Origin of the sequence: Pseudomonas sp. Tri1 (assembly GCF_017968885.1) — a bacterium.
Taxonomy (GTDB): domain Bacteria; phylum Pseudomonadota; class Gammaproteobacteria; order Pseudomonadales; family Pseudomonadaceae; genus Aquipseudomonas.
In genome coordinates this window covers 4,135,872-4,154,099 of the sequence record NZ_CP072913.1, presented here as the reverse complement: position 1 = coordinate 4,154,099, position 18,228 = coordinate 4,135,872, and the positions used below count along the sequence as shown (strand labels likewise).

At 61.4% G+C, this 18,228-nt stretch carries 19 protein-coding genes; 9 read left to right on the top strand and 10 right to left on the bottom strand.

Going from position 1 to position 18,228, the window contains the following annotated elements; genetic code table 11:
* Positions 1-8: 8 nt before the first annotated feature.
* Entirely contained in the window at positions 9-1,166 is a 1,158-nt protein-coding gene (locus J9870_RS17650) for an efflux RND transporter periplasmic adaptor subunit (protein WP_210639268.1), read from the bottom strand.
* 266 nt (positions 1,167-1,432) lie between these two features.
* On the opposite strand from J9870_RS17650, the gene J9870_RS17645 reads away from it, so the two are divergent.
* Together J9870_RS17645 and J9870_RS17640 are read left to right on the top strand one after the other, a co-directional pair.
* A complete protein-coding gene (locus tag J9870_RS17645) occupies positions 1,433-2,134 on the top strand; it encodes a response regulator transcription factor (protein ID WP_210639267.1) in 702 nt (233 codons plus the stop codon).
* Between the two features lie 3 nt (positions 2,135-2,137).
* Positions 2,138-3,439 (top strand): ATP-binding protein, encoded by a 1,302-nt coding sequence (locus tag J9870_RS17640; RefSeq protein WP_210639266.1) that lies wholly within the window; start codon positions 2,138-2,140, stop codon positions 3,437-3,439.
* 84 nt (positions 3,440-3,523) lie between these two features.
* Here the strand turns inward: J9870_RS17640 and J9870_RS17635 are convergent, their stop codons facing one another.
* The 3 genes from J9870_RS17635 to J9870_RS17625 form a co-directional block, all read right to left on the bottom strand.
* The gene (locus J9870_RS17635) at positions 3,524-4,165 is read right to left on the bottom strand and encodes a DUF1345 domain-containing protein (protein ID WP_210639265.1); all 642 of its coding nucleotides are present in this window, start codon (positions 4,163-4,165) and stop codon (positions 3,524-3,526) included.
* Positions 4,166-4,206: 41 nt separating this feature from the next.
* The gene (gene pncA / locus J9870_RS17630) at positions 4,207-4,860 is read right to left on the bottom strand and encodes a bifunctional nicotinamidase/pyrazinamidase (protein ID WP_210639264.1); all 654 of its coding nucleotides are present in this window, start codon (positions 4,858-4,860) and stop codon (positions 4,207-4,209) included.
* Between the two features lie 176 nt (positions 4,861-5,036).
* Positions 5,037-5,999: a transposase gene (locus tag J9870_RS17625; RefSeq protein ID WP_210639263.1), complete on the bottom strand. Its 963-nt coding sequence runs from the start codon at positions 5,997-5,999 to the stop codon at positions 5,037-5,039.
* A 501-nt stretch (positions 6,000-6,500) separates the two neighbouring features.
* Here J9870_RS17625 and J9870_RS17620 point away from each other — a divergent pair.
* A complete protein-coding gene (locus J9870_RS17620; RefSeq protein WP_210639262.1) occupies positions 6,501-8,579 on the top strand; it encodes an EAL domain-containing protein in 2,079 nt (692 codons plus the stop codon).
* Between the two features lie 6 nt (positions 8,580-8,585).
* Here J9870_RS17620 and J9870_RS17615 read toward each other — a convergent pair whose 3' ends face one another.
* A complete protein-coding gene (locus J9870_RS17615; RefSeq protein WP_210639261.1) occupies positions 8,586-9,686 on the bottom strand; it encodes a DNA alkylation repair protein in 1,101 nt (366 codons plus the stop codon).
* A 157-nt stretch (positions 9,687-9,843) separates the two neighbouring features.
* On the opposite strand from J9870_RS17615, the gene J9870_RS17610 reads away from it, so the two are divergent.
* Entirely contained in the window at positions 9,844-10,152 is a 309-nt protein-coding gene (locus J9870_RS17610) for an RcnB family protein (protein WP_210639260.1), read from the top strand.
* A gap of 4 nt (positions 10,153-10,156) precedes the next feature.
* On the opposite strand, the gene J9870_RS17605 is transcribed toward J9870_RS17610, so the two are convergent.
* Both J9870_RS17605 and J9870_RS17600 read right to left on the bottom strand, forming a co-directional pair.
* Positions 10,157-10,480 carry a protealysin inhibitor emfourin gene (locus J9870_RS17605; RefSeq protein WP_210639259.1) on the bottom strand — a complete coding sequence of 108 codons (324 nt, stop codon included), beginning with the start codon at positions 10,478-10,480 and terminating at the stop codon, positions 10,157-10,159.
* Positions 10,480-11,541, bottom strand: a complete 1,062-nt coding sequence (locus J9870_RS17600; RefSeq protein WP_210639258.1) for a M4 family metallopeptidase — start codon at positions 11,539-11,541, stop codon at positions 10,480-10,482. Before J9870_RS17600 ends, J9870_RS17605 begins: the two co-directional genes overlap by 1 nt.
* Positions 11,542-11,730: 189 nt before the next feature.
* On the opposite strand from J9870_RS17600, the gene J9870_RS17595 reads away from it, so the two are divergent.
* Complete coding sequence (locus J9870_RS17595) at positions 11,731-12,072, top strand: FKBP-type peptidyl-prolyl cis-trans isomerase (RefSeq protein ID WP_003182897.1); 342 nt, start codon at positions 11,731-11,733, stop codon at positions 12,070-12,072.
* Between the two features lie 12 nt (positions 12,073-12,084).
* Here the strand turns inward: J9870_RS17595 and J9870_RS17590 are convergent, their stop codons facing one another.
* On the bottom strand, positions 12,085-13,221 hold the full coding sequence (locus J9870_RS17590) for a cytochrome P450 (protein ID WP_210639257.1): 1,137 nt from the start codon (positions 13,219-13,221) through the stop codon (positions 12,085-12,087).
* An 82-nt stretch (positions 13,222-13,303) separates the two neighbouring features.
* On the opposite strand from J9870_RS17590, the gene J9870_RS17585 reads away from it, so the two are divergent.
* Positions 13,304-14,059 carry a helix-turn-helix transcriptional regulator gene (locus J9870_RS17585; RefSeq protein ID WP_210639256.1) on the top strand — a complete coding sequence of 252 codons (756 nt, stop codon included), beginning with the start codon at positions 13,304-13,306 and terminating at the stop codon, positions 14,057-14,059.
* 112 nt (positions 14,060-14,171) lie between these two features.
* Here J9870_RS17585 and J9870_RS17580 read toward each other — a convergent pair whose 3' ends face one another.
* Positions 14,172-14,966: a helix-turn-helix transcriptional regulator gene (locus J9870_RS17580; protein ID WP_210639255.1), complete on the bottom strand. Its 795-nt coding sequence runs from the start codon at positions 14,964-14,966 to the stop codon at positions 14,172-14,174.
* Positions 14,967-15,078: 112 nt separating this feature from the next.
* Here J9870_RS17580 and J9870_RS17575 point away from each other — a divergent pair, with 112 nt between their 5' ends.
* From J9870_RS17575 to J9870_RS17565, 3 genes are all read left to right on the top strand, one after another.
* On the top strand, positions 15,079-16,008 hold the full coding sequence (locus tag J9870_RS17575) for a DMT family transporter (RefSeq protein WP_210639254.1): 930 nt from the start codon (positions 15,079-15,081) through the stop codon (positions 16,006-16,008).
* A gap of 155 nt (positions 16,009-16,163) precedes the next feature.
* On the top strand, positions 16,164-16,703 hold the full coding sequence (locus J9870_RS17570; protein WP_210639253.1) for a kinase inhibitor: 540 nt from the start codon (positions 16,164-16,166) through the stop codon (positions 16,701-16,703).
* A gap of 3 nt (positions 16,704-16,706) precedes the next feature.
* Positions 16,707-17,525 (top strand): helix-turn-helix transcriptional regulator, encoded by an 819-nt coding sequence (locus J9870_RS17565; protein ID WP_210639252.1) that lies wholly within the window; start codon positions 16,707-16,709, stop codon positions 17,523-17,525.
* A gap of 105 nt (positions 17,526-17,630) precedes the next feature.
* On the opposite strand, the gene J9870_RS17560 is transcribed toward J9870_RS17565, so the two are convergent.
* Positions 17,631-18,227 (bottom strand): sarcosine oxidase, encoded by a 597-nt coding sequence (locus J9870_RS17560; protein ID WP_210639251.1) that lies wholly within the window; start codon positions 18,225-18,227, stop codon positions 17,631-17,633.
* Position 18,228 lies beyond the last annotated feature (1 nt).

The following is an 18,228-nucleotide window of genomic DNA, read 5'->3' as shown; positions in this document are numbered from 1 at the left end:
CGTCCTGCTTACTGACCAGGTACCTGGGCAAGTGGAAGAGGGGAATCGTCGATCCGGACTTTTTCACCGGGCCGGGCGTGTTGCAGGCCTTGCACGACGATGCGGTCGCCGGGCTTGAGGCCATGGGTGACGATCCAGCGGTCGTTTTGCACGGCGCCCAGCTCCACCGGTTGCACGTGAACCTGCTGCTGCCCGTCGAGCAGCAATACCTGGGCTACGCCGGAGCTGTCACGCTGGATCGCCCGTTGCGGCACGCTGATGCCTTGCCGGTCGAAGGCCTGCTCCAGGCGCACGCGCACGAAGCTGCCCGGCAGCAGGTCGAGGTCGGGGTTGGGAAACTCGCTGCGCAGGGTGATCTGGCCAGTGCCCGGGTCGACGCTGATGTCGGTGAACAGCAGTTTGCCCGGTAACGGGTAGAGGCTGCCGTCATCCTGGATCAACGTGGCTTTTGCCTGGTCCTGGCCGACCTTCTCCAACTGCCCGGAGCGCAGGGCACGGCGCAGCTCGTTGAGCTCGCGGGTCGATTGCGTGAGGTCGGCATGGATCGGGTTCAATTGCTGGATCAGGGCCAGCGGCGTGGTTTCGTTCTGCCCCACCAGGGCGCCTTCGGTCACCAGTGCCCGGCCGATGCGCCCGGCGATCGGTGCCGTGACGGTGGCATAACCCAGGTTCAGCCGGGCCCGTTCCACGGCGGCTTTGTTGGCGGCGACATCGGCGGCGCTCTGGCGCACGGCGGCGCGGGCGTTGTCGTAGTCCTGGCCACTGATGGCGTTGCCGTCGACCAGTTGCGAGTAACGCCGCTCCTGCAAGCGGGCCTGGAATAAGTTGGCCTCGGCTTTGCGCAGTGCCGCTTCGGCGCTGTCCAGGTCGGCCTTGAATGGCGCCGGGTCGATGCGAAACAGCACATCGCCTTTTTTCACATCGCTGCCTTCGCGAAAGAGCCGCTGCAACACCACACCGGGCACCCGCGCGCGGACTTCGGCGATTCGCGGCGCGGCAATGCGCCCGCTCAGTTCGCTGCTGATGGACAGCGGCCGGGCCTCGATGGTCTCGACGGCCACGGAGACCAGCGGCGTTTCATCCTTGGGGCCTGAGGATGAATCGCAGGCGCTCAACAGCAGCGCCCCGAGCAGCAGGCCCAGGGTGGCGAAAAGGTTTCTTGGCATGGTGCTTCCCCAATAATGAGCGTTGCCATGCTACGGGGGGCGAGCGTCGACAACGGTAAAGCTTTGTAGGGGGTATGTGAAATTGTGTAAGGGGTTTGCTCGTGGGTGGGTGAGGGCGTATATCCTTGGCAGCTTGAGAATTTCTGTGCTTGGGATACCGCTATCGCGAGCAAGCTCGCTCCCACAACGGTCACGCGAATCCTGTGGGAGCGAGCTTGCTCGCGAGGAGGTCCTGCCAGGCGCCCCAGCACTTTCTGGAAACACCCATGCCCAACATCCTCCTGGTGGAAGACGATTCCGCACTCTCTGAACTGATCGCCAGTTACCTGGAACGCAACGGCTATCAGGTCAGTGTGCTCAGCCGTGGCGATCATGTGCGCGAGCGGGCCCGGGTCGATCCGCCGGACCTGGTGATCCTCGACTTGATGCTGCCGGGGCTGGACGGTTTGCAGGTCTGCCGTTTGCTGCGGGCCGATTCGGCGACCCTGCCGATCCTGATGCTCACCGCCCGGGACGACAGCCACGACCAGGTGCTGGGCCTGGAGATGGGCGCCGACGACTACGTCACCAAGCCTTGCGAGCCCCGGGTGCTGCTGGCACGGGTGCGCACCCTGTTGCGGCGCAGCAGCCTGAGCGAACCGCAGACGGCCAATGACCGCATCCTCATGGGCAACCTGTGCATCGACCTGTCCGAGCGCACCGTGACCTGGCGCGGGCAGCCGGTGGAGTTGTCCAGCGGCGAATACAACCTGCTGGTGGTGCTGGCCCGGCATTCCGGCGAAGTGCTGAGCCGCGACCAGATCCTGCAACGCCTGCGGGGCATCGAATTCAACGGCACCGACCGCTCGGTGGACGTGGCGATTTCCAAGCTGCGGCGCAAGTTCGACGATAACGCCGGCGAAGCGCGCAAGATCAAGACGGTGTGGGGCAAGGGCTATCTGTTCAGCCGTTCCGAGTGGGAATGCTGAGCGATGTGGAAGCTGCTGATTCGTCTCTACCTGGTCACCATCGTGTCCTACAGCGCGGCGATCTACCTGATGCCGGAACTGGTGATTCGCCTGTTCCATGAGCGCTTTGTGACTTACAACCTCGATCACTCCCGTGGCCTGCAAACCTTGATGGTCAAGCAGTTTCGCGCCGTGCCCAGCGCGCAGTGGCCGGCGCTGGCGGCGCAGATGGACAAGGAGTTCGAGCCGTTGCGCATCGAACTGGCCGCCGTCGAGGATAAGGATTTCAGCCCCGACGAACAGGCCCGTCTCAAACGCGGTGAGAACGTGGTGCGCCTGGGGGAATGGGCTTGGCGCACCCTGACGGCCGCGCCGCTGGATGAGCACACGGCGGTCAAGATGATCGTGCCTCCGGACCCGGCGGACGTCAGTTGGCTGTACTGGAGCATCAACGTCCTGATCGGCGCGACGATGCTCGCCTGCCTGCTGCTTTGGCTACGACCGCACTGGCGCGATCTGGAACGCCTCAGAAGCACCGCAGAGCGCTTCGGCAAGGGCCATTTGAGCGAACGCACGCACATCGCCTCCAGCTCGAATATCGGCAGCCTGGCCCATGTGTTCGATACGATGGCCGGCGACATCGAGAGCCTGCTCAACCAGCAGCGCGATCTGCTCAACGCGGTGTCCCACGAACTGCGCACACCATTGACCCGGCTCGACTTCGGCCTGGCCCTGGCCCTGTCCGATGATCTGCCGCCGGCCAGTCGCGAACGCCTGCAAGGGTTGGTGGCACACATCCGCGAATTGGATGAGTTGGTGCTGGAGTTGCTGTCCTACAGCCGTTTGCAGAACCCTGAGCGTCTACCCGAGCGGGTCGAAGTGCCTTTGGACGAATTCATCGACAGTATCCTGGGCAGCGTCGACGAGGACCTGGCGGCGCCGGACGTGGTGATCGATGTGCTGTTGCATGGCACGCTGGAGCGTTTCGTGCTGGACCCGCGTCTGACTGCACGGGCATTGCAGAACCTGCTGCGCAATGCCATGCGGTATTGCGAGAGGCGGATCCAGGTTGGGGTGCTGGTCAGTGATCACGGCTGCGAAATCTGGGTCGACGACGACGGCATCGGGATTCCCGACAGCGAACGCGAGCGCGTGTTCGAACCGTTCTACCGCCTGGACCGCAGTCGTGACCGCGCCACGGGCGGTTTTGGCCTGGGCCTGGCCATCAGCCGCCGCGCCCTGGAAGCCCAGGGCGGCACCCTGACGGTCGAAGCCTCGCCGCTGGGCGGGGCGCGCTTCAGGTTGTGGCTGCCAACACCGTCCTGAAATTGTTCACCCTGTGTCGCTTGAAGCTGACTCTGTGGCGAGGGAGCTTGCTCGCGCTGGGCCGCGAAGCGGCCCCAATGGATCTCACCCGAACAACCCCGCCGCAATATTGATTGAAAACCCCAGAATCGCCGTATTGAACACAAACCCGATCAACGATTGCGCGAGCACGATCTTGCGTAACTGTCGCGTGGCAACGCCCACGTCCGAGGTCTGCACCGCGACCCCGATGGTGAACGAGAAATACAGGAAATCCCAATAGTTGGGCGTGGTCAGCCCTTCGGCAAATCGCAGCGCTGGCTCCTTGCCCTCCCAGGTGTAATACAACCGCGCATAGTGAACGCTGAAGATCACGCCGATCAGTAACCAGGAACCGATCACGGTCATCGCCGTGAAGCCGTAGTGCAGCAGCTTGCCAGCGGTTTGCAGATCGCGGCTGCCCGCCAGTTCGAAGGTGATGGTCGCCAGGCTGGCCAATGCCGCGATGCAGACGACCAGCAGGACCAACCCGGCGTTTTCGTCTTCGATCTCGGCGATACGCTTGACGTCCGGCGCCTTGGCCCGCACGGTCAGCCAAGACATCAGCACCAGGTAGGTCCAGACCCCGGTGTTCCAACCGATCAGGATTTTGCTGATGATCGAGTCCACGGGAACCAGCAGGCCCACCGCCAGGCCAAGGACCGTGGCGCTGGAAAGACGCGGGTGGGTGCGGGCGAGGAAAGGCATGGAGGCTCACTGTTCGAAAAGGGGCCGCTGAGTATGAGCCATCAGGCAAAGGACCGGCCGGTTATCGCTGTGGATTGAACCAACTCCACCCCCGCGGTCTGCATTCTGCGGATCGCGGTGTCCATCGAGCCTTCGCTATCGATGCCCCGGCAGGCGTCGAGCAGCACAATGGCATTGAACCCCGCCGCCCGGGCATCCAGCGCCGAGAACATGACACAAAAATCCAGGGCCAGGCCTACCAGGTATACCGTGTCGATACCGCGCTCCTTCAGGTAACCTGCCAACCCGGTCGTGGTCTGGCGGTCGGCTTCCATGAAGGCCGAATAACTGTCGATGTCCGGGTTGCAGCCCTTGCGAATGATCAGTTGGGCGTGGGTCAGTTCCAGCATCGGGTGGAATTCGGCGCCTCGGCTGCCCTGGATGCAGTGGTCGGGCCAGAGTTTCTGCTCGCCGTATGGCAATTGGACGATGTCGAAGGGTTGCTTGCCTGGATGGCTGGAAGCAAACGACGCATGCTTGGTCGGGTGCCAGTCCTGGGCGAGGATGACCTGTTTGAATGAACGGCCCAGTTGGTTGATCAACGGCACGATCTCATCGCCCCCCGGCACGGCCAACTGGCCGCCGGGGATGAAGTCGTTCTGTACGTCGATCACCAATAGGGCAGTGGTCGAAGCCCGGGTGGCTGGAGCAGGCATGGATAAATCCTCCTTGAAGTGGTGCTTCGATATTAGCCGAACGGTTCGAGTTGGGTTTTTTGGATCCGGAATTTTCGCGCACTGACACACCGCTATCGCGAGCAAGCTCGCTCCCACAGAGGGACTGGCGACGGACATGGTTCTTGTGGACACCCTGGAAAAAAATGTGGGAGATTCTATGTTGCAGGGGAACCCTGCAACCGTGAATTTGGTTGGTATTCGCTCTGATTTTTCATCAGGGCGAATGCTACCCGACACAACTTGCGGGCGAGGATAACCAAGGCCTGAGTTCTGGCCAGGCCTCGTGCCAAGAAGGCCTCATAGTAAGGTTTCCAGGCAGGAGACCGACAGGCCGCCATCGCGGCGTTGTGCGCCAGGCGTCGTAGCTCCCCGTCCCCTTTTTTGCTCAAGTGACGAGGACTGTGCTTCTTCCCTGAGTCTTTTGGACGCAAATCCATCCCCAAGAAAGCAATGAATGCATCGCCACTGACAAAGTGACCGCGCATGAATGCGGTCGCCAAGCCAATGGCCGTCAGTTCACCAATCCCTTCAATGGCTTTGCAGCGGTTGATGTTTTCAGTGATCCCTACCGCTTGGCTGGCCTCACGCATTAGCTTCTGAATGGCCTGATCGGACTCTTTGAAGACCTCCAACTGCCGGGCCAAGATGTCCTTTAGGCACGGTTCGTTCGAAAAACTCAGCACGATACTGACGCGGGCCTTGATGAGTGCCGCACGTTTTCTAAGCAGGTTTTTTAACACTTTGTAGGCTTCTGGAGGTGGGCTCCAGATACGCAGCCTTGCTTGCTCGTTCGTTAGATAACGAGCCAGCAAACGCGCATCACAAGGATCAGTTTTAGCCCGCAGCCCAATACTTTCACGGTAATGGGCCACCCGATAAGGATCCACAACGTAAACATGAAACCCCATTCCATGGGCCAGCTCAGCTGTGTCCAGGTGATAAAAACTGGTGGCTTCCAGCGCAATCGAGCTTTGGGCTGGTAGCGTTTTGAGCCACCGGCCAAGAGCTTCTCGATTGTTGGCGATGGCTTGAGTGATTTTCAGGTCTTCGCGGTAAACGACGATTTCGGCCTTCGCTACATCGATACCAATAACCGTTGGTGAGTTAAGGATTGTCATGACGAATCCTCGGAGCTAGGGTTTAGGTGCTTGTCGGGGTCTACCTTTGCGCTGGCTTGCCTCTATCGTCGGTTTTACCGATGAATTCCTTATCGGCGCTTTAGGTAGAAAGGGCGGAACGAGAAGTCTCCCACGGTCCGTACTGGCTAGAGTCGGAATCGAGCTTTTAGTCCCGCCCACCCCTTCAAGTCTAAACATACAAGCGAGCTTGCTCGCGAAGACGGCAGGTCAGTCGATATTGATGTTGGCTGACACACCGTTATCGCGAGCAAGCCCGCTCCCACAGAGGATTTGTGACGGACGTGGTTTTTGTGGACTCTTGGGACGATGTGAGAGCTGTTTTCACTTTTGCCAATGGGCAAAATGTCTTTCGTCGAAAATGTTCCAGGTTTGATGGCTTTTTGACATTTGGCCCGTGCGCCGGCGATACGATTGCGTACAATCGCCGGCTTTCAACCGGGCATGGAAGCAGTTCGGCTTTGCAGTATCGAGAAAAAAACCATGCTCATTGGTAGTTATTCCCCTGCCTTAGTTTCTATTTCCCTGTTTGTAGCGGTATTGGCGTCCTACACAGCCCTGGACCTGACCGGGCGTATCGCCACCACTCGGGGGCGTGCGGCCCATTTATGGATGGCTGGAGGGGCATTGGCGATGGGCGTGGGCGTCTGGTCCATGCATTTCATCGGCATGCTCGCGTTCACCTTGCCGGTGGAGCTTGGCTACGACGTGCGAATCACCGCGCTGTCGCTGCTGATCGCCATTCTTTCCTGCGGTTTTGCCCTGTGGCTGGTCAGCCAGCCGCGGCTGCCGGCCTGGCAGTTGGCGTTTGGCGCGCTGATCATGGGCGCGGGCATCAGTGCCATGCATTACACCGGCATGGCCGCGCTGCAGATGCAACCGGGCATCGACTATGACCCGACGCTGTTCGGCGCTTCGTTGGTGATTGCCGTTGGCGCGTCGGCGGCGGCACTGTGGATCGCTTTTCGCCTGCGCCACAATTCTCCCCATGTGCGCATGGCTCGCGCTGGAGCCGCGGTGGTCATGGGCATCGCCATCGTCGGCATGCACTACACCGGCATGGCCGGGGCACGGTTCAACGAGGGCAGCTTCTGCGGCTCCCTGGATGGCTTGAGCGGCAAGGGCCTGGACAACCTGGTGCTGATCACCACCCTGGCGGTGCTGGCCATTGCCTTGCTGACCTCGATTCTCGACGCGCGCCTGGAAGCCCGTACCGCAGAGCTGGCCCAATCGTTGACCCAGGCTAATCGGGAACTGACCCAATTGGCCCTGCACGACCCTCTCACCGCGTTGCCCAACCGCGTACTGCTGGCCGATCGTATCGACCAGGCCATGCACCTTGTGCAAGAGCAGGGCGGTTGTTTCGCTTTGATGTTCATCGACCTGGATGGCTTCAAACCGGTCAACGATGCCTTTGGTCACCACATGGGCGATATGTTGTTGCGGGACGTGGCCCTGCGCCTGCGCGAAGACCTGCGCAGCCAGGACACCCTGGCGCGGATCGGCGGTGATGAGTTCGTGCTGCTGGTGCAACTGGCCGAGCCCGACGATGCCTTGCGACTGGCGGCACGCCAGGTCGGGTTGATCGCGCGCACCTTCCGGGTCGCCGACCACGACCTGCAGATATCCGCCAGTGTCGGCATCGCGTTGTATCCAGGCAACGGCCAAAGCGCCGATGAGTTGCTGATGAATGCCGACGCGGCGATGTACCACGCCAAAGGCGCCGGCAAAAACGGCTACAGCTTTTTCGATGCCTCGATGAACAGCAACGCGCGCAAGCAATTGCAGTTGTTGCAAGACCTGCGCATCGCCGTAGAGCAGCGGCAGTTCAGCCTGTACTACCAGCCCAAGTTCGACGCCGCCAACGGCCGGCCGGTCGGCGCCGAGGCGTTGTTGCGCTGGAACCATCCGACGCAGGGCCTGTTGATGCCCGACACCTTTATCGACCTGGCGGAAAAGACCGGGCTGATCATTCCCATCGGCGAATGGGTACTGAACGAGGCCTGTCGCCAGATGCGCGAATGGTACGTGCTCGGTTATACCGATTGGCGCATTGCGGTGAACCTGTCGGCCTTGCAGTTTTGCCATACGGGCCTGGTGCAGAGCGTGGCCAAGGCGTTGGAAACCCATAAATTGCCGGCCAACAGTTTGACCCTGGAAATCACCGAAACCACCGCCATGAGCGATGCGGACGCAAGCATGACGGTGCTGCAACAGCTTTCGGACATGGGGGTTGACCTGTCCATCGACGACTTTGGCACGGGCTATTCGAGCCTGATGTACCTCAAGCGCCTGCCGGCCAACGAGCTGAAAATCGATCGCGGCTTCGTGCGCGACCTGGAGCACGACAGCGATGACGCAGCCATTGTCTCGGCCATCGTCGCCCTCGGCCAGGCCCTGGGCCTGCGCATCGTCGCCGAAGGCGTAGAGACCGATGTGCAACAAGACTTCCTGACCCAACTGGGCTGCGATTCGCTGCAGGGTTATCTGCTGGGCCACCCGTTGCCGGCAGAACGCTTCATCCAAGACATCCGCAAGGCGCAACGCGTGGCGGTGGTCTGAGCGGCTTCAAGGCGCGATGTCGAACGCTGTGCTGCCCAGTCGCTCGCCATTGACCAGCAAATGCACCACATGCCGGCCTGCATAGTGCCGGCGAGTGGTCAGCTCGCGAATGTGTTGTGAACGGCTGAGGCTGGCGCACCCGTGGGCAGGCAGGTCGAAGGTCTGGAGCTTGAAGACCTTGGCCGAGGTGCCGCCCGAGGCTTTCACGTAATCGATCGCGTAATCGATCACCAGGCGCTGGCTCTGCCCGAGGGTCGATTGCACCTTGAAGGACAGGCTGATCTGTTCGCCCAGGCGAATGACCGCTGGCGTCACCTTCAGGTCCAGGATTTCGACCTGGGCCTTACCACCCACACCGATGACTGCCAGCGCCCGGGGATGGCCTTGTTTGATCAGGCTGCGCAGGGCATGCCGGGCTATCCATGCGGTGTGGCGGTTTTGCAGTGGCCAGCTTTCGATCTGGTTCAGCACCCAGTCCGGATGCTGCTTGGTGACGTCGTTGAGGTGGTTGGCCACGGACTTGCGCACATAGAGGCTGTCGTCGGTCTTGAGGGCGTCGAGGATCGCGGCCGCCAGGTCGGGGTTGGCCTGGATCGGCTCGAGGTGGAACGACCACGGCAAGCGCGGCCGACTGCCTTCGCTGGCCAGGCGCCGTACGTGCTCGTTGGTATCCAGTGCCCAGTCGTGCATGACCTTGAGGGTGCGCGCCAGGTCGTCGCGCAGGAAGTGCCGCACCGCGAACTCCGACGAGCCGAACCGGGTGAAGTACTTGAGCGCGTCCATGGAAAGGTCGAAGGCGTGCCGGCCGTAAGACGCCACATAGTGCGGCAGGAACATGCTGACGAACATGCTGTTGAGGCGCGGCGCCAGATCACGCAGCAGCTCCAGAGACGCTTCGTAATCCAGGGGTAGCACGGCATGCAGGCATTCACTGACCCGTGCCATGCGCTGCATCACCGACAACTCGGCCAGCCCCTCGTTGGCCATGTGCAAGAAGGCCTTGGCGTCGAATGCCGGATACACCACGAGCATTTCGCTGGCGATGTGCTCCAGACGGGCGCTGTTGAAGATTTCCTTGAGGGCAGGGGAAGAGGCGGTGGTGCTCATGGTGGGTCCGTCCGGCGGGTGTTGTAGTTTCAGGCCTGTCACTATGCCATGCACGACCTGTGGCGAGGCTCTCAGCTTCCAGTCGCAGCAGTAAAGGGAATGATTCGCCGCCGGCGAAGTCCCAGATTCAGTCCCTTGAATAACTGGAGTTTTTTCTATGCGCAAACCAACCCTGATCGCCAGCCTGGTCCTGATCGCCGGCCTCGGAGCCTTTGGGCCTGTTGCGCAAGCGGTCGAGAAGACTGGAGACGCCCTGGAGCATTCGCCGAGCAATGGCCGCCGGCTGGTGGAAAACGACCGAGTACCGGCGGACTACCAGCGTGCGGACAGGGCCATGAAAGACTGGAAACAGAAGAAACTCGAACAGCCGACACAAGAACAGCAATGGGTGCATATCGACGACAAGTACTTGCTGATCGAAACCGTGTCCGGCGCAATCGTCAAGATTGTTCCGGCCACACGTTAAGTCCTCAGGTCACTTCGCCCTTGTCCCACAGGCGAACCAGTTCGCCAGGTGCCTGGTCCTCAGGCACCTGCAACACCATTTCGTCATCCTGGTCGTTGGTGCGATAACGCACCTCGATCTGGAAAAAACGTTGGTCGCCCCGGCCAGGCGTGGACGAAGTCAGTGGCAGACAACCTTCGAGCAGCGAGCAGATGCGCGTGCGCTGGTCGAGGTCGCACTGGGCGAACTCGATTTCCCGGGGGCGGGTCAAGGCCTGGATGGCCGCCACACCGCCCTGGCGTGATAGCTTGACCACCGCCTTATCGTCGAGAGTCGGAAGGGTTTTCATCAGCTTTCCTCTGTCAGGTCGACGCCGACCTGAGCCCAGCCGTCCTGCACCGCTTGCACCTCCCGTTGGCCGAAAAGCTGGCGGGCATGCTCGACGGTCAGGCGGGCGAAAGCGCTGAAGGACGCATCGTTGGCCAGTTTTCGGTCGCACAAGGTGTCATACCAGATCCGGCCAGCCTTTTCCCAGGCAAATCCGCCCAGCGCGGTGGCCACCAGATAAAAGGCGCGGTTGGGAATGCCGGAATTGATGTGCACGCCGCCGTTGTCTTCGCGAGTAATGACGAATTCGCGCATGTGCGCCGGTTGTGGGTCCTTGCCCAGCATCGGGTCATTGTAGGCGGTGCCAGGGTTGGACATGCTGCGCAGGCCGTCACCGTTGATCTTGTCGGTGAGCAGGTCGGCGCCAATCAGCCAGTCCGCCTGGTCGGCGGTCTGTTCGAGTACGAACTGTTTGACCAGCACGCCGAATACATCGGAGATGGACTCGTTCAAGGCCCCGGACTGGTTGGCATAGATCAACCCGGCTTCGCTTTCGGTGACGCCATGGGCCAGTTCATGGGCCACGACGTCCAGGGAGCGGGTGAAGCGCTGGAAGATTTCGCCGTCACCGTCGCCGAACACCATCTGCGCGCCGTTCCAGAACGCGTTTTCGTAGCCCTGGCCATAATGCACGCTGCCCACCAGGGCGAAGCCTTTGTTGTCGATGGAGTCGCGCCCCAGGACCTTCCAGAAAAAATCGTAGGTGGCGCCCAGGGCATCGTAGGCCTCGTCCACGGCCGGGTCGCCGCTGGCCGGTTGGCCTTCCAGGCGTATCGGCTGGCCGGGTAGTTCCATGTTGTTTTGTGCGTCATGCACGCTGCGTCGTGGTTGCCCGGCCTTGCCTGGCTTGGCCAGTTTCGCCGCGGCGGGAAGGTTACCGGGCGGGCCGGGGTTGTGTCGCAGGCTGCGCACGTGGGTCAGGGTACCAAGGGCCTTGGAGCGTTGCTGTTCGGAGCCGTGGGCGATGATTCGATTGAGGATATAGGGAGGGATGAAACCGTGGTGCGGGCGAGAGTCGATCATCAGAACATCCTTATCTGAAAGGCAGGGTCGATATCCATGTGAACCGAAGCTACCGCCGCGGTTCCCTCCTGCATGTAATACAACGCGGCGGTGGGTCACAACGGGGCATGAACAGAGAACCGCACAAAAGATTGCCAGCGGCGGCAAATTCTGCGAAAAACCGCGCCTTGATTGACACGGAACTACCCCATGAACGAAGAGCTGCAAATCATCGACCTGGAACAGGGCGACGGCAAAAGCGTAGTCAAAGGTGCGCTGATTACCACTCAATATCGCGGTACGCTCGAAGACGGCACCGAATTCGATTCGTCCTACAGTCGCGGCAAACCTTTCCAGTGCGTGATCGGCACCGGCCGTGTCATCAAGGGCTGGGACCTGGGCCTGATGGGCATGAAAGTCGGTGGCAAGCGCAAACTGCTGGTCCCGGCGCACCTGGCCTACGGTGAGCGATCAATGGGTGCCCACATCAAGCCCAACGCCAATCTCATCTTTGAAATCGAGCTGCTGGAAGTCCTGACCCGGGACGATTGATGCTGGAGTTGGTCACCGCGCTTTCGCCACTGGCCGGTCGCTGAACAGCGGGATGCGTGCGTTGATGGAGGGGCGGTAGCGCCACGCCAACCGGTCCAGTCGCGGTGCTCGCTCGACCAAGATATCCAGTGTGGCGTGGGCAATGCCCAGGGCCAAAGCTTGGCCGGGGCACTCATGGTGCCCGGTGCCGAAGCTGAAACTGCGGCGGTTCGGGCGTTCGAGCAGCAGGACGTCCGGTTGCGGGTTGAGCTGCGGATCGCGGTTGGCCGACGCTAGCAGTACCAGGACCGCATCCCCAGGGTTCAGCATGGCACCGAGGATTTCGCAGGGGGCGATGACGAAGCGGCGAGTGTTTTGCACCGAAGGGTCCAAGCGCTGGACTTCGACCAGCAACGGGGAGATCTGTGTGGGGTCGGCCCTGAGCGTGTGCGGCAGCGCCGGATCGCGGATCAGTGCCAGCAACGCATTGCCAATCAGGCCGGCCGTGGCTTCATAGGTTTGCGAGAGCAGGCCGATCAGGTTGGCGATCAGGCTGTTCGTATCGGCATCTGCGAACCCCTGGCCAATGCGTGCCAACAGGGGGTTGTCCTGTGCCTCGATCCGCTCGCGGAAAAACGTCAGCAGTTGTTCGGTGGCCCGGTGCGCCGCGTCCAGTTGCGTCGCATCACTCAGAGGCGACAGGCAAGCGACGAAATCCCCCGTCAGTTCGCTGATCAGGCGACTGTCCGCCGGGTTGAAACCCAGCAACGCCGCCACCACGCTGGTCGGTCCGATGAACTGAGCCTGGTGCAGGCCTTCGGCGCCGTCCTTGAGAAAACGCGCCTTGACCAGCGCTTCGACCTGCTGCCGATCGATCGCCTGCAACCCCGGCGCAATCGCTGCTTTCGGGCAACGCTGCGGTTCACCTTCGTTCATGCGCATCAGGCGCCCGAACACCCGACCGGCGGGCCCTTCGGCAATGGCCTTTGGCACGGGCTCGTGGGCCGGACGCACAACGCATGCGGGGTGACGCAGCACCGCGCACACGGCCTCGGCGCTGCTGGCGATCCACAGGTTCAATCGTGGATCGAAGGTCAGCCCGCCTGCGGCCCGCAGGCTGGCGTAGTAGGAGTAGGGATCGGTGTGAGTCGCGGCGATGATCGGGTCCATGAAGCGCTGCCTTGTTCGTGACGGAGAAAGTGTTGCTACTATCTTCAGTCGATGCATGGCTTGATTCGTCAGGGAGCGAAATATGGACGCAGAACATCATGACCTGGGTGTGTCCCAAGTGGCCGCGGCCATTGCTGAACCGGCGCGCACCCGAATGCTGTGCGCGTTGATGGACGGCCACGCCCGCACCAGCACCGAATTGGCGAGCATCGCCGAGGTCAGCGCCTCGACCGCCAGCGCCCACTTGGCGAAGCTTAAGGAATTGGTCTTGGTGCGGTTGCACGTGCAGGGTCGTCATCGTTACTACAGCCTGGCGGACAAGCGCGTGGCCCAGGCCCTCGAAGCGCTGATGGTAATCGGCCAGAGCGCCGCGCCGACCTTTACGCCGCGCACCCCGGATCGCCTGCAGTTCGCCCGCACCTGCTACGACCATATGGCCGGCACCCTGGCGGTGCGCCTGTATGATCGGATGATCGAGGCCGGGTGGTTGGTGGAGGTGCAAGGACCGGGGTATCGGCTGAGTGAATCGGGAGAGCGGTTGTTCGAGGGATTGGGCGTCGATGTTCAGGTCCTCGCCACCCAACGACGCCGATTCGCCTGTCCCTGCCTGGACTGGAGCATGCGCCGTCCGCACCTGGGCGGTGCCTTGGGGGCGGCATTGCTGCAAGTGGCGATCAAGCGCAATTGGGTGATCCAGGATCTGGATAGCCGGGCGTTAGGGGGGACGGCCAGTGGCCGCCGGGAGATGGCGGGGCGGTTTGGCGTTAATGCCGAAATGGATGCCGCCTCTACCGGCGCCTTCGCGAGCAAGCTCGCTCCCACAGTGGGCCTGCTGTAAACACAAAACTCATGCACACCCAAAACCACCCGTGGGAGCGAGCTTGCTCGCGATGACTGCGGCACATTCAATACTGATGCAAGCTGGCACACCGCATCGCGAGCTCCCCGCGTCATCCAGCCATATGCCGGCGCCGATACTCATCTGGTGTGGTGCCCATCATTTTGCGAAACATGCTGATGAACGCCGAGGCGCTGCTGTAGCCCAGGTCCAGGCCGATGGTTTCCACGCTCTGGCCACGTTCGAGCAGGGCCAGGGCTTCGATGACTTTCAGGCGCTGGCGCCATTCCACCAGTGACATGCCCAGGTCCCGCTGTGCCCGGCGCATCAGCGTGCGTTCGGTGGTGTTGGCGGCGCGGGCCAGTTGCGGCAATGAGCGCGGGTCGCTGGGGTTCGCCTCCAAGGCCCGCAGCACGGGGCCCAGCAGGGGATCATCCGAGGAGGGCAGGTAGCTGCCGACGTGGGGCGCCTGGATCAGCTTGTCCACCAGCACCTGCAACAAACGTTGCTGTTCGGGCGTCTGTGGCTGGCTTGGTGGGTCGCTGCGCAGCTCCTCCAGAAGCGCGCGGATCAGCGGGCTCAAGGTCAGCGCACAGGGGACGGCGGGCAGCGCAGCGCACAGTTCGGCGGCCAGGTACAGCGAACAATGGCAGGCCTCATGCCGATTGAACCCAACGTGCTCCATGTCCGGCGGCAACCAGATGCCGTATTGCGGCGGTGCCAGATAATGGTGCTGCGCGATCTCGATTTCCATCACGCCACTGTAGGAGTAGACGAACTCCCCCCAGGCATGCCGGTGCCGAGGGTAAGTGGCGTGGGCCGGCATGCAGGCGCTGCGAAAGTAGATCGGCGAGGGCAGGGCCACTTCGAACGGAGGAATCTTCAGATGTTGGGCTGGAGGATGCATGGCGAGCGCAATGGCGGATTACCGGGATGGCTTGTCGGGTAATCACTATATCCAGCAAAGGTGTCAGGCAGACAATTCTTTCATCTGTTTTCTGCCCTCAAGGACCTTTCCCATGACCACCCGCCGAGCCCTGGATGGCCAGGTCTGCGCCCTGATGACCGGCCTCTGTGCCATCTGGGGTTTCCAGCAAGTCGCGATCAAGGCCAGCGCCGCCGACATGACGCCGATGCTGCAACTGGGCGTGCGCTCGGCCATCGCTGCGGTACTGGTCTGGCTGTTGGTGCTGCTGCGCGGTGAACGCCTGTCTCTGACCGATGGCAGCTGGCGTCCGGGCTTGCTGGTGGGATTGTTGTTTGCCTTGGAATTCGTGATGGTGGGCGAAGGCCTGCGGCATACGACGGCTTCGCACATGGTGATTTTCCTGTACACCGCGCCCATGTTCGCCGCCCTCGGCTTGCACTGGAAACTGCCGAGCGAACGCCTCAAGGCGGCGCAATGGCTAGGCATTGCCGTTGCATTCGCTGGGATCGTGGTTGCCTTCAGTGGAGGGGCGGGTGCGGCGAGCAGCAGCTCATTGCTCGGTGACGGCATGGGCTTGCTGGCCGGTGCGCTGTGGGGCGCAACCACGGTGACGGTGCGTTGTTCGCGGTTGACGAATCTGCCTGCCAGCCAGACGCTGCTGTATCAATTGATCGGCGCCGGTGTTCTGCTGATCGGCATGTCGGCAGCTCTGGGGCAAACGACGATCAACCTCACGCCACAACTGCTGGCCAGCCTGACGTTCCAGGTGTTGCTGGTGTCGTTCGCCAGTTTCCTGATCTGGTTCTCCCTGCTGCGCCGCTACCTCGCTTCGCAACTGGGGGTGCTGTCGTTCATGACGCCGTTGTTCGGCATTGGCTTTGGCGTCTGGCTGCTGGACGAACCGCTGGAGCCGAATTTCATCGTGGGTGCGACGCTGGTGCTGGGCGGTATCGCCTTGGTCAGTGGCTACGGGTGGTTTCGCCAGCGCTGGGGGCGATGGGTCGTAATGCGCCAGGGTTAGCCGAACGAGCGCGGAATAAAGCCTGCCTGTGCTGGCCATTCGTTGCTGCTCTGTAGCGGTGCGAGCGTTTCGGCACAATGTTCGAGCATTTCGGCACAGTAATCATTCTGCGCGCTCTCTAGACTCGTGCTTCACACAGATTCAATGAGGTCACGATGAACACCAGAATGATTTTATCCGTATTGTCCATGGGCGTTGTCCTCACAGGACACGCTGCCGACTTCTCGCTGACGAGCCAAGACATTGCTGAAAACCACCCGTTGACCAGTCGCGAGGTGTTCCAGGGGTTCGGTTGTGAAGGGGGGAATACCTCACCCGAGCTTTCCTGGAGCAATGCCCCGGCGGGTACCAAAAGTTATGCTGTCACCGTCTACGATCCCGATGCTCCGACCGGCAGTGGCTGGTGGCATTGGACGGTGGTCAACCTGCCGGCTTCAACCAACAGTCTGCCAAGAGGGGTCGGTTCGAACCTGCCTGTCGGTGCGGTACAAGGGCGAACCGATTATGGTCAACCGGGATTTGGTGGGGCTTGCCCACCTGTAGGAGATAAGCCACATCGCTATCAATTCACCGTATGGGCGTTGAAAGTCGATAAGCTGCCCCTCGATAACCAGGCCAGTGGTGCATTGGTGGGCTACATGCTCAATGCCAACGCCTTGGCCAAAGCGACCATCACTTCAACTTACGGACGTTAAACGATGCACCCAAGTATTGGCACGCAGCACCGGGAGAGCACCGTCGATGCGTGTGTCATACGGGCGCGACAGCCCCATACATTGCAGCGGGTGTCGATATTCGCGACCACCTTGTGTCGAGTACGCCAAGGGGAAAAACTGCTGCAATGGGATGACCGGGAGATGCGCGTCGGGCCGCGACATCTGATACTGATGCCGGCCGGACGCGAACTGGGTATCTCAAATTTTCCTGGCCCTCAAGGTGACTACATCGCCGATGCAGTGACCTTTCCCAGTTCGATACTGCGTAATTTCAACCTCCGCTATCGACAGCAGATCGTCAGCCGCCACAGGACGCTGAACACAGATCTATGTGTTCCGCTGGACAGGCACACCACACAGGCATGGGATCAGTTATTGGCCGCCATCAATGGGGACGCCCCGGATGCATTACGCACCCACTACGGGGAGGCGGTGCTTCTGAGCCTGGGGCTCGGCGGCTTGGCCGGACCTCTGCTGATGGATCGCAACGATCCACTGTGCGAGCGCGTGCAGCAGTTGGTAATGAGCAGCCCGCAGAGCGACTGGACGGTGGCTGGCGTCGCCCAACACCTGAACCTGGGGGAGTCGACGTTGCGCCGCCAACTGGCCAATGAGGGGGACAGTTTCAGGAATATTCTGGAAAGCGTTCGACTGGCAATGGCGTTGCAATGGTTGCAAACCACGTCTCGTCCCATCGGTGAAATTGCCGGCGCCAGTGGCTACGCTTCGGCCTCGCGTTTTGCAGTGCGCTTTCGCTCACACTACGGCCTGTCGCCACGGGAGTTGCGGGCGGTGATTTAGGTGGTTGGGTGAGAGGGCCGCGGTCCTTTTGCCGCTTCATTCTGGAAACCCCCTCTGTCCTGGAGGGGGTCAGTAAGCTTCAGTTCGTCTTGTTTCTGCCTGGCGTCAGACTGTCGTCCCATCCGTTGCCTGTCCGGAAAACTCCTCCATCGCGTCCAGCAAAGCCTCCCGGAAATACGCTTTCGACGCCCGATCACACAGGATGTGCAAACTCGCCTGCTGCGCGGTACTGGAGTTGATCACGATCACATTGATGCGGGCCGCCGAAGTCTGTGCCACCGCTCCCGGGCTGAACGCCTGCGGGCTCAGATCGACCCCACAGAGCTTGGCCATCACTTCGCTCAGGTGCTCTCCGGTCAGTTGGAAACAGGCATGACTGTCCTGACGAGGCAGCAGATAGTTGGCTTGGTGATCGAGTTCCCAGCGGGCCTCTTCGTCGGCAATGCGCTGGCCCTGGTCTTCGAGGCTGCCCAGCAACAGATATTCGGTCTGCGACAGGCGCGCCACTTGGCTACCATCGGTCTGGACCTCGGCGCGATTGGGGGCCTGCGGCAGAATGAAATGGCGGCCTTGCAAGTACGCGGCACTGTGAGCACCACGAAAACCCACCCGAGGCAGGTCAGTTAAATCCGCCAGCGTGCACGTGGGAAACGGCGTGAGAGCCTGCTGCCCGCCGGTGTGTTGTTCTTTCAGACTGCTCATG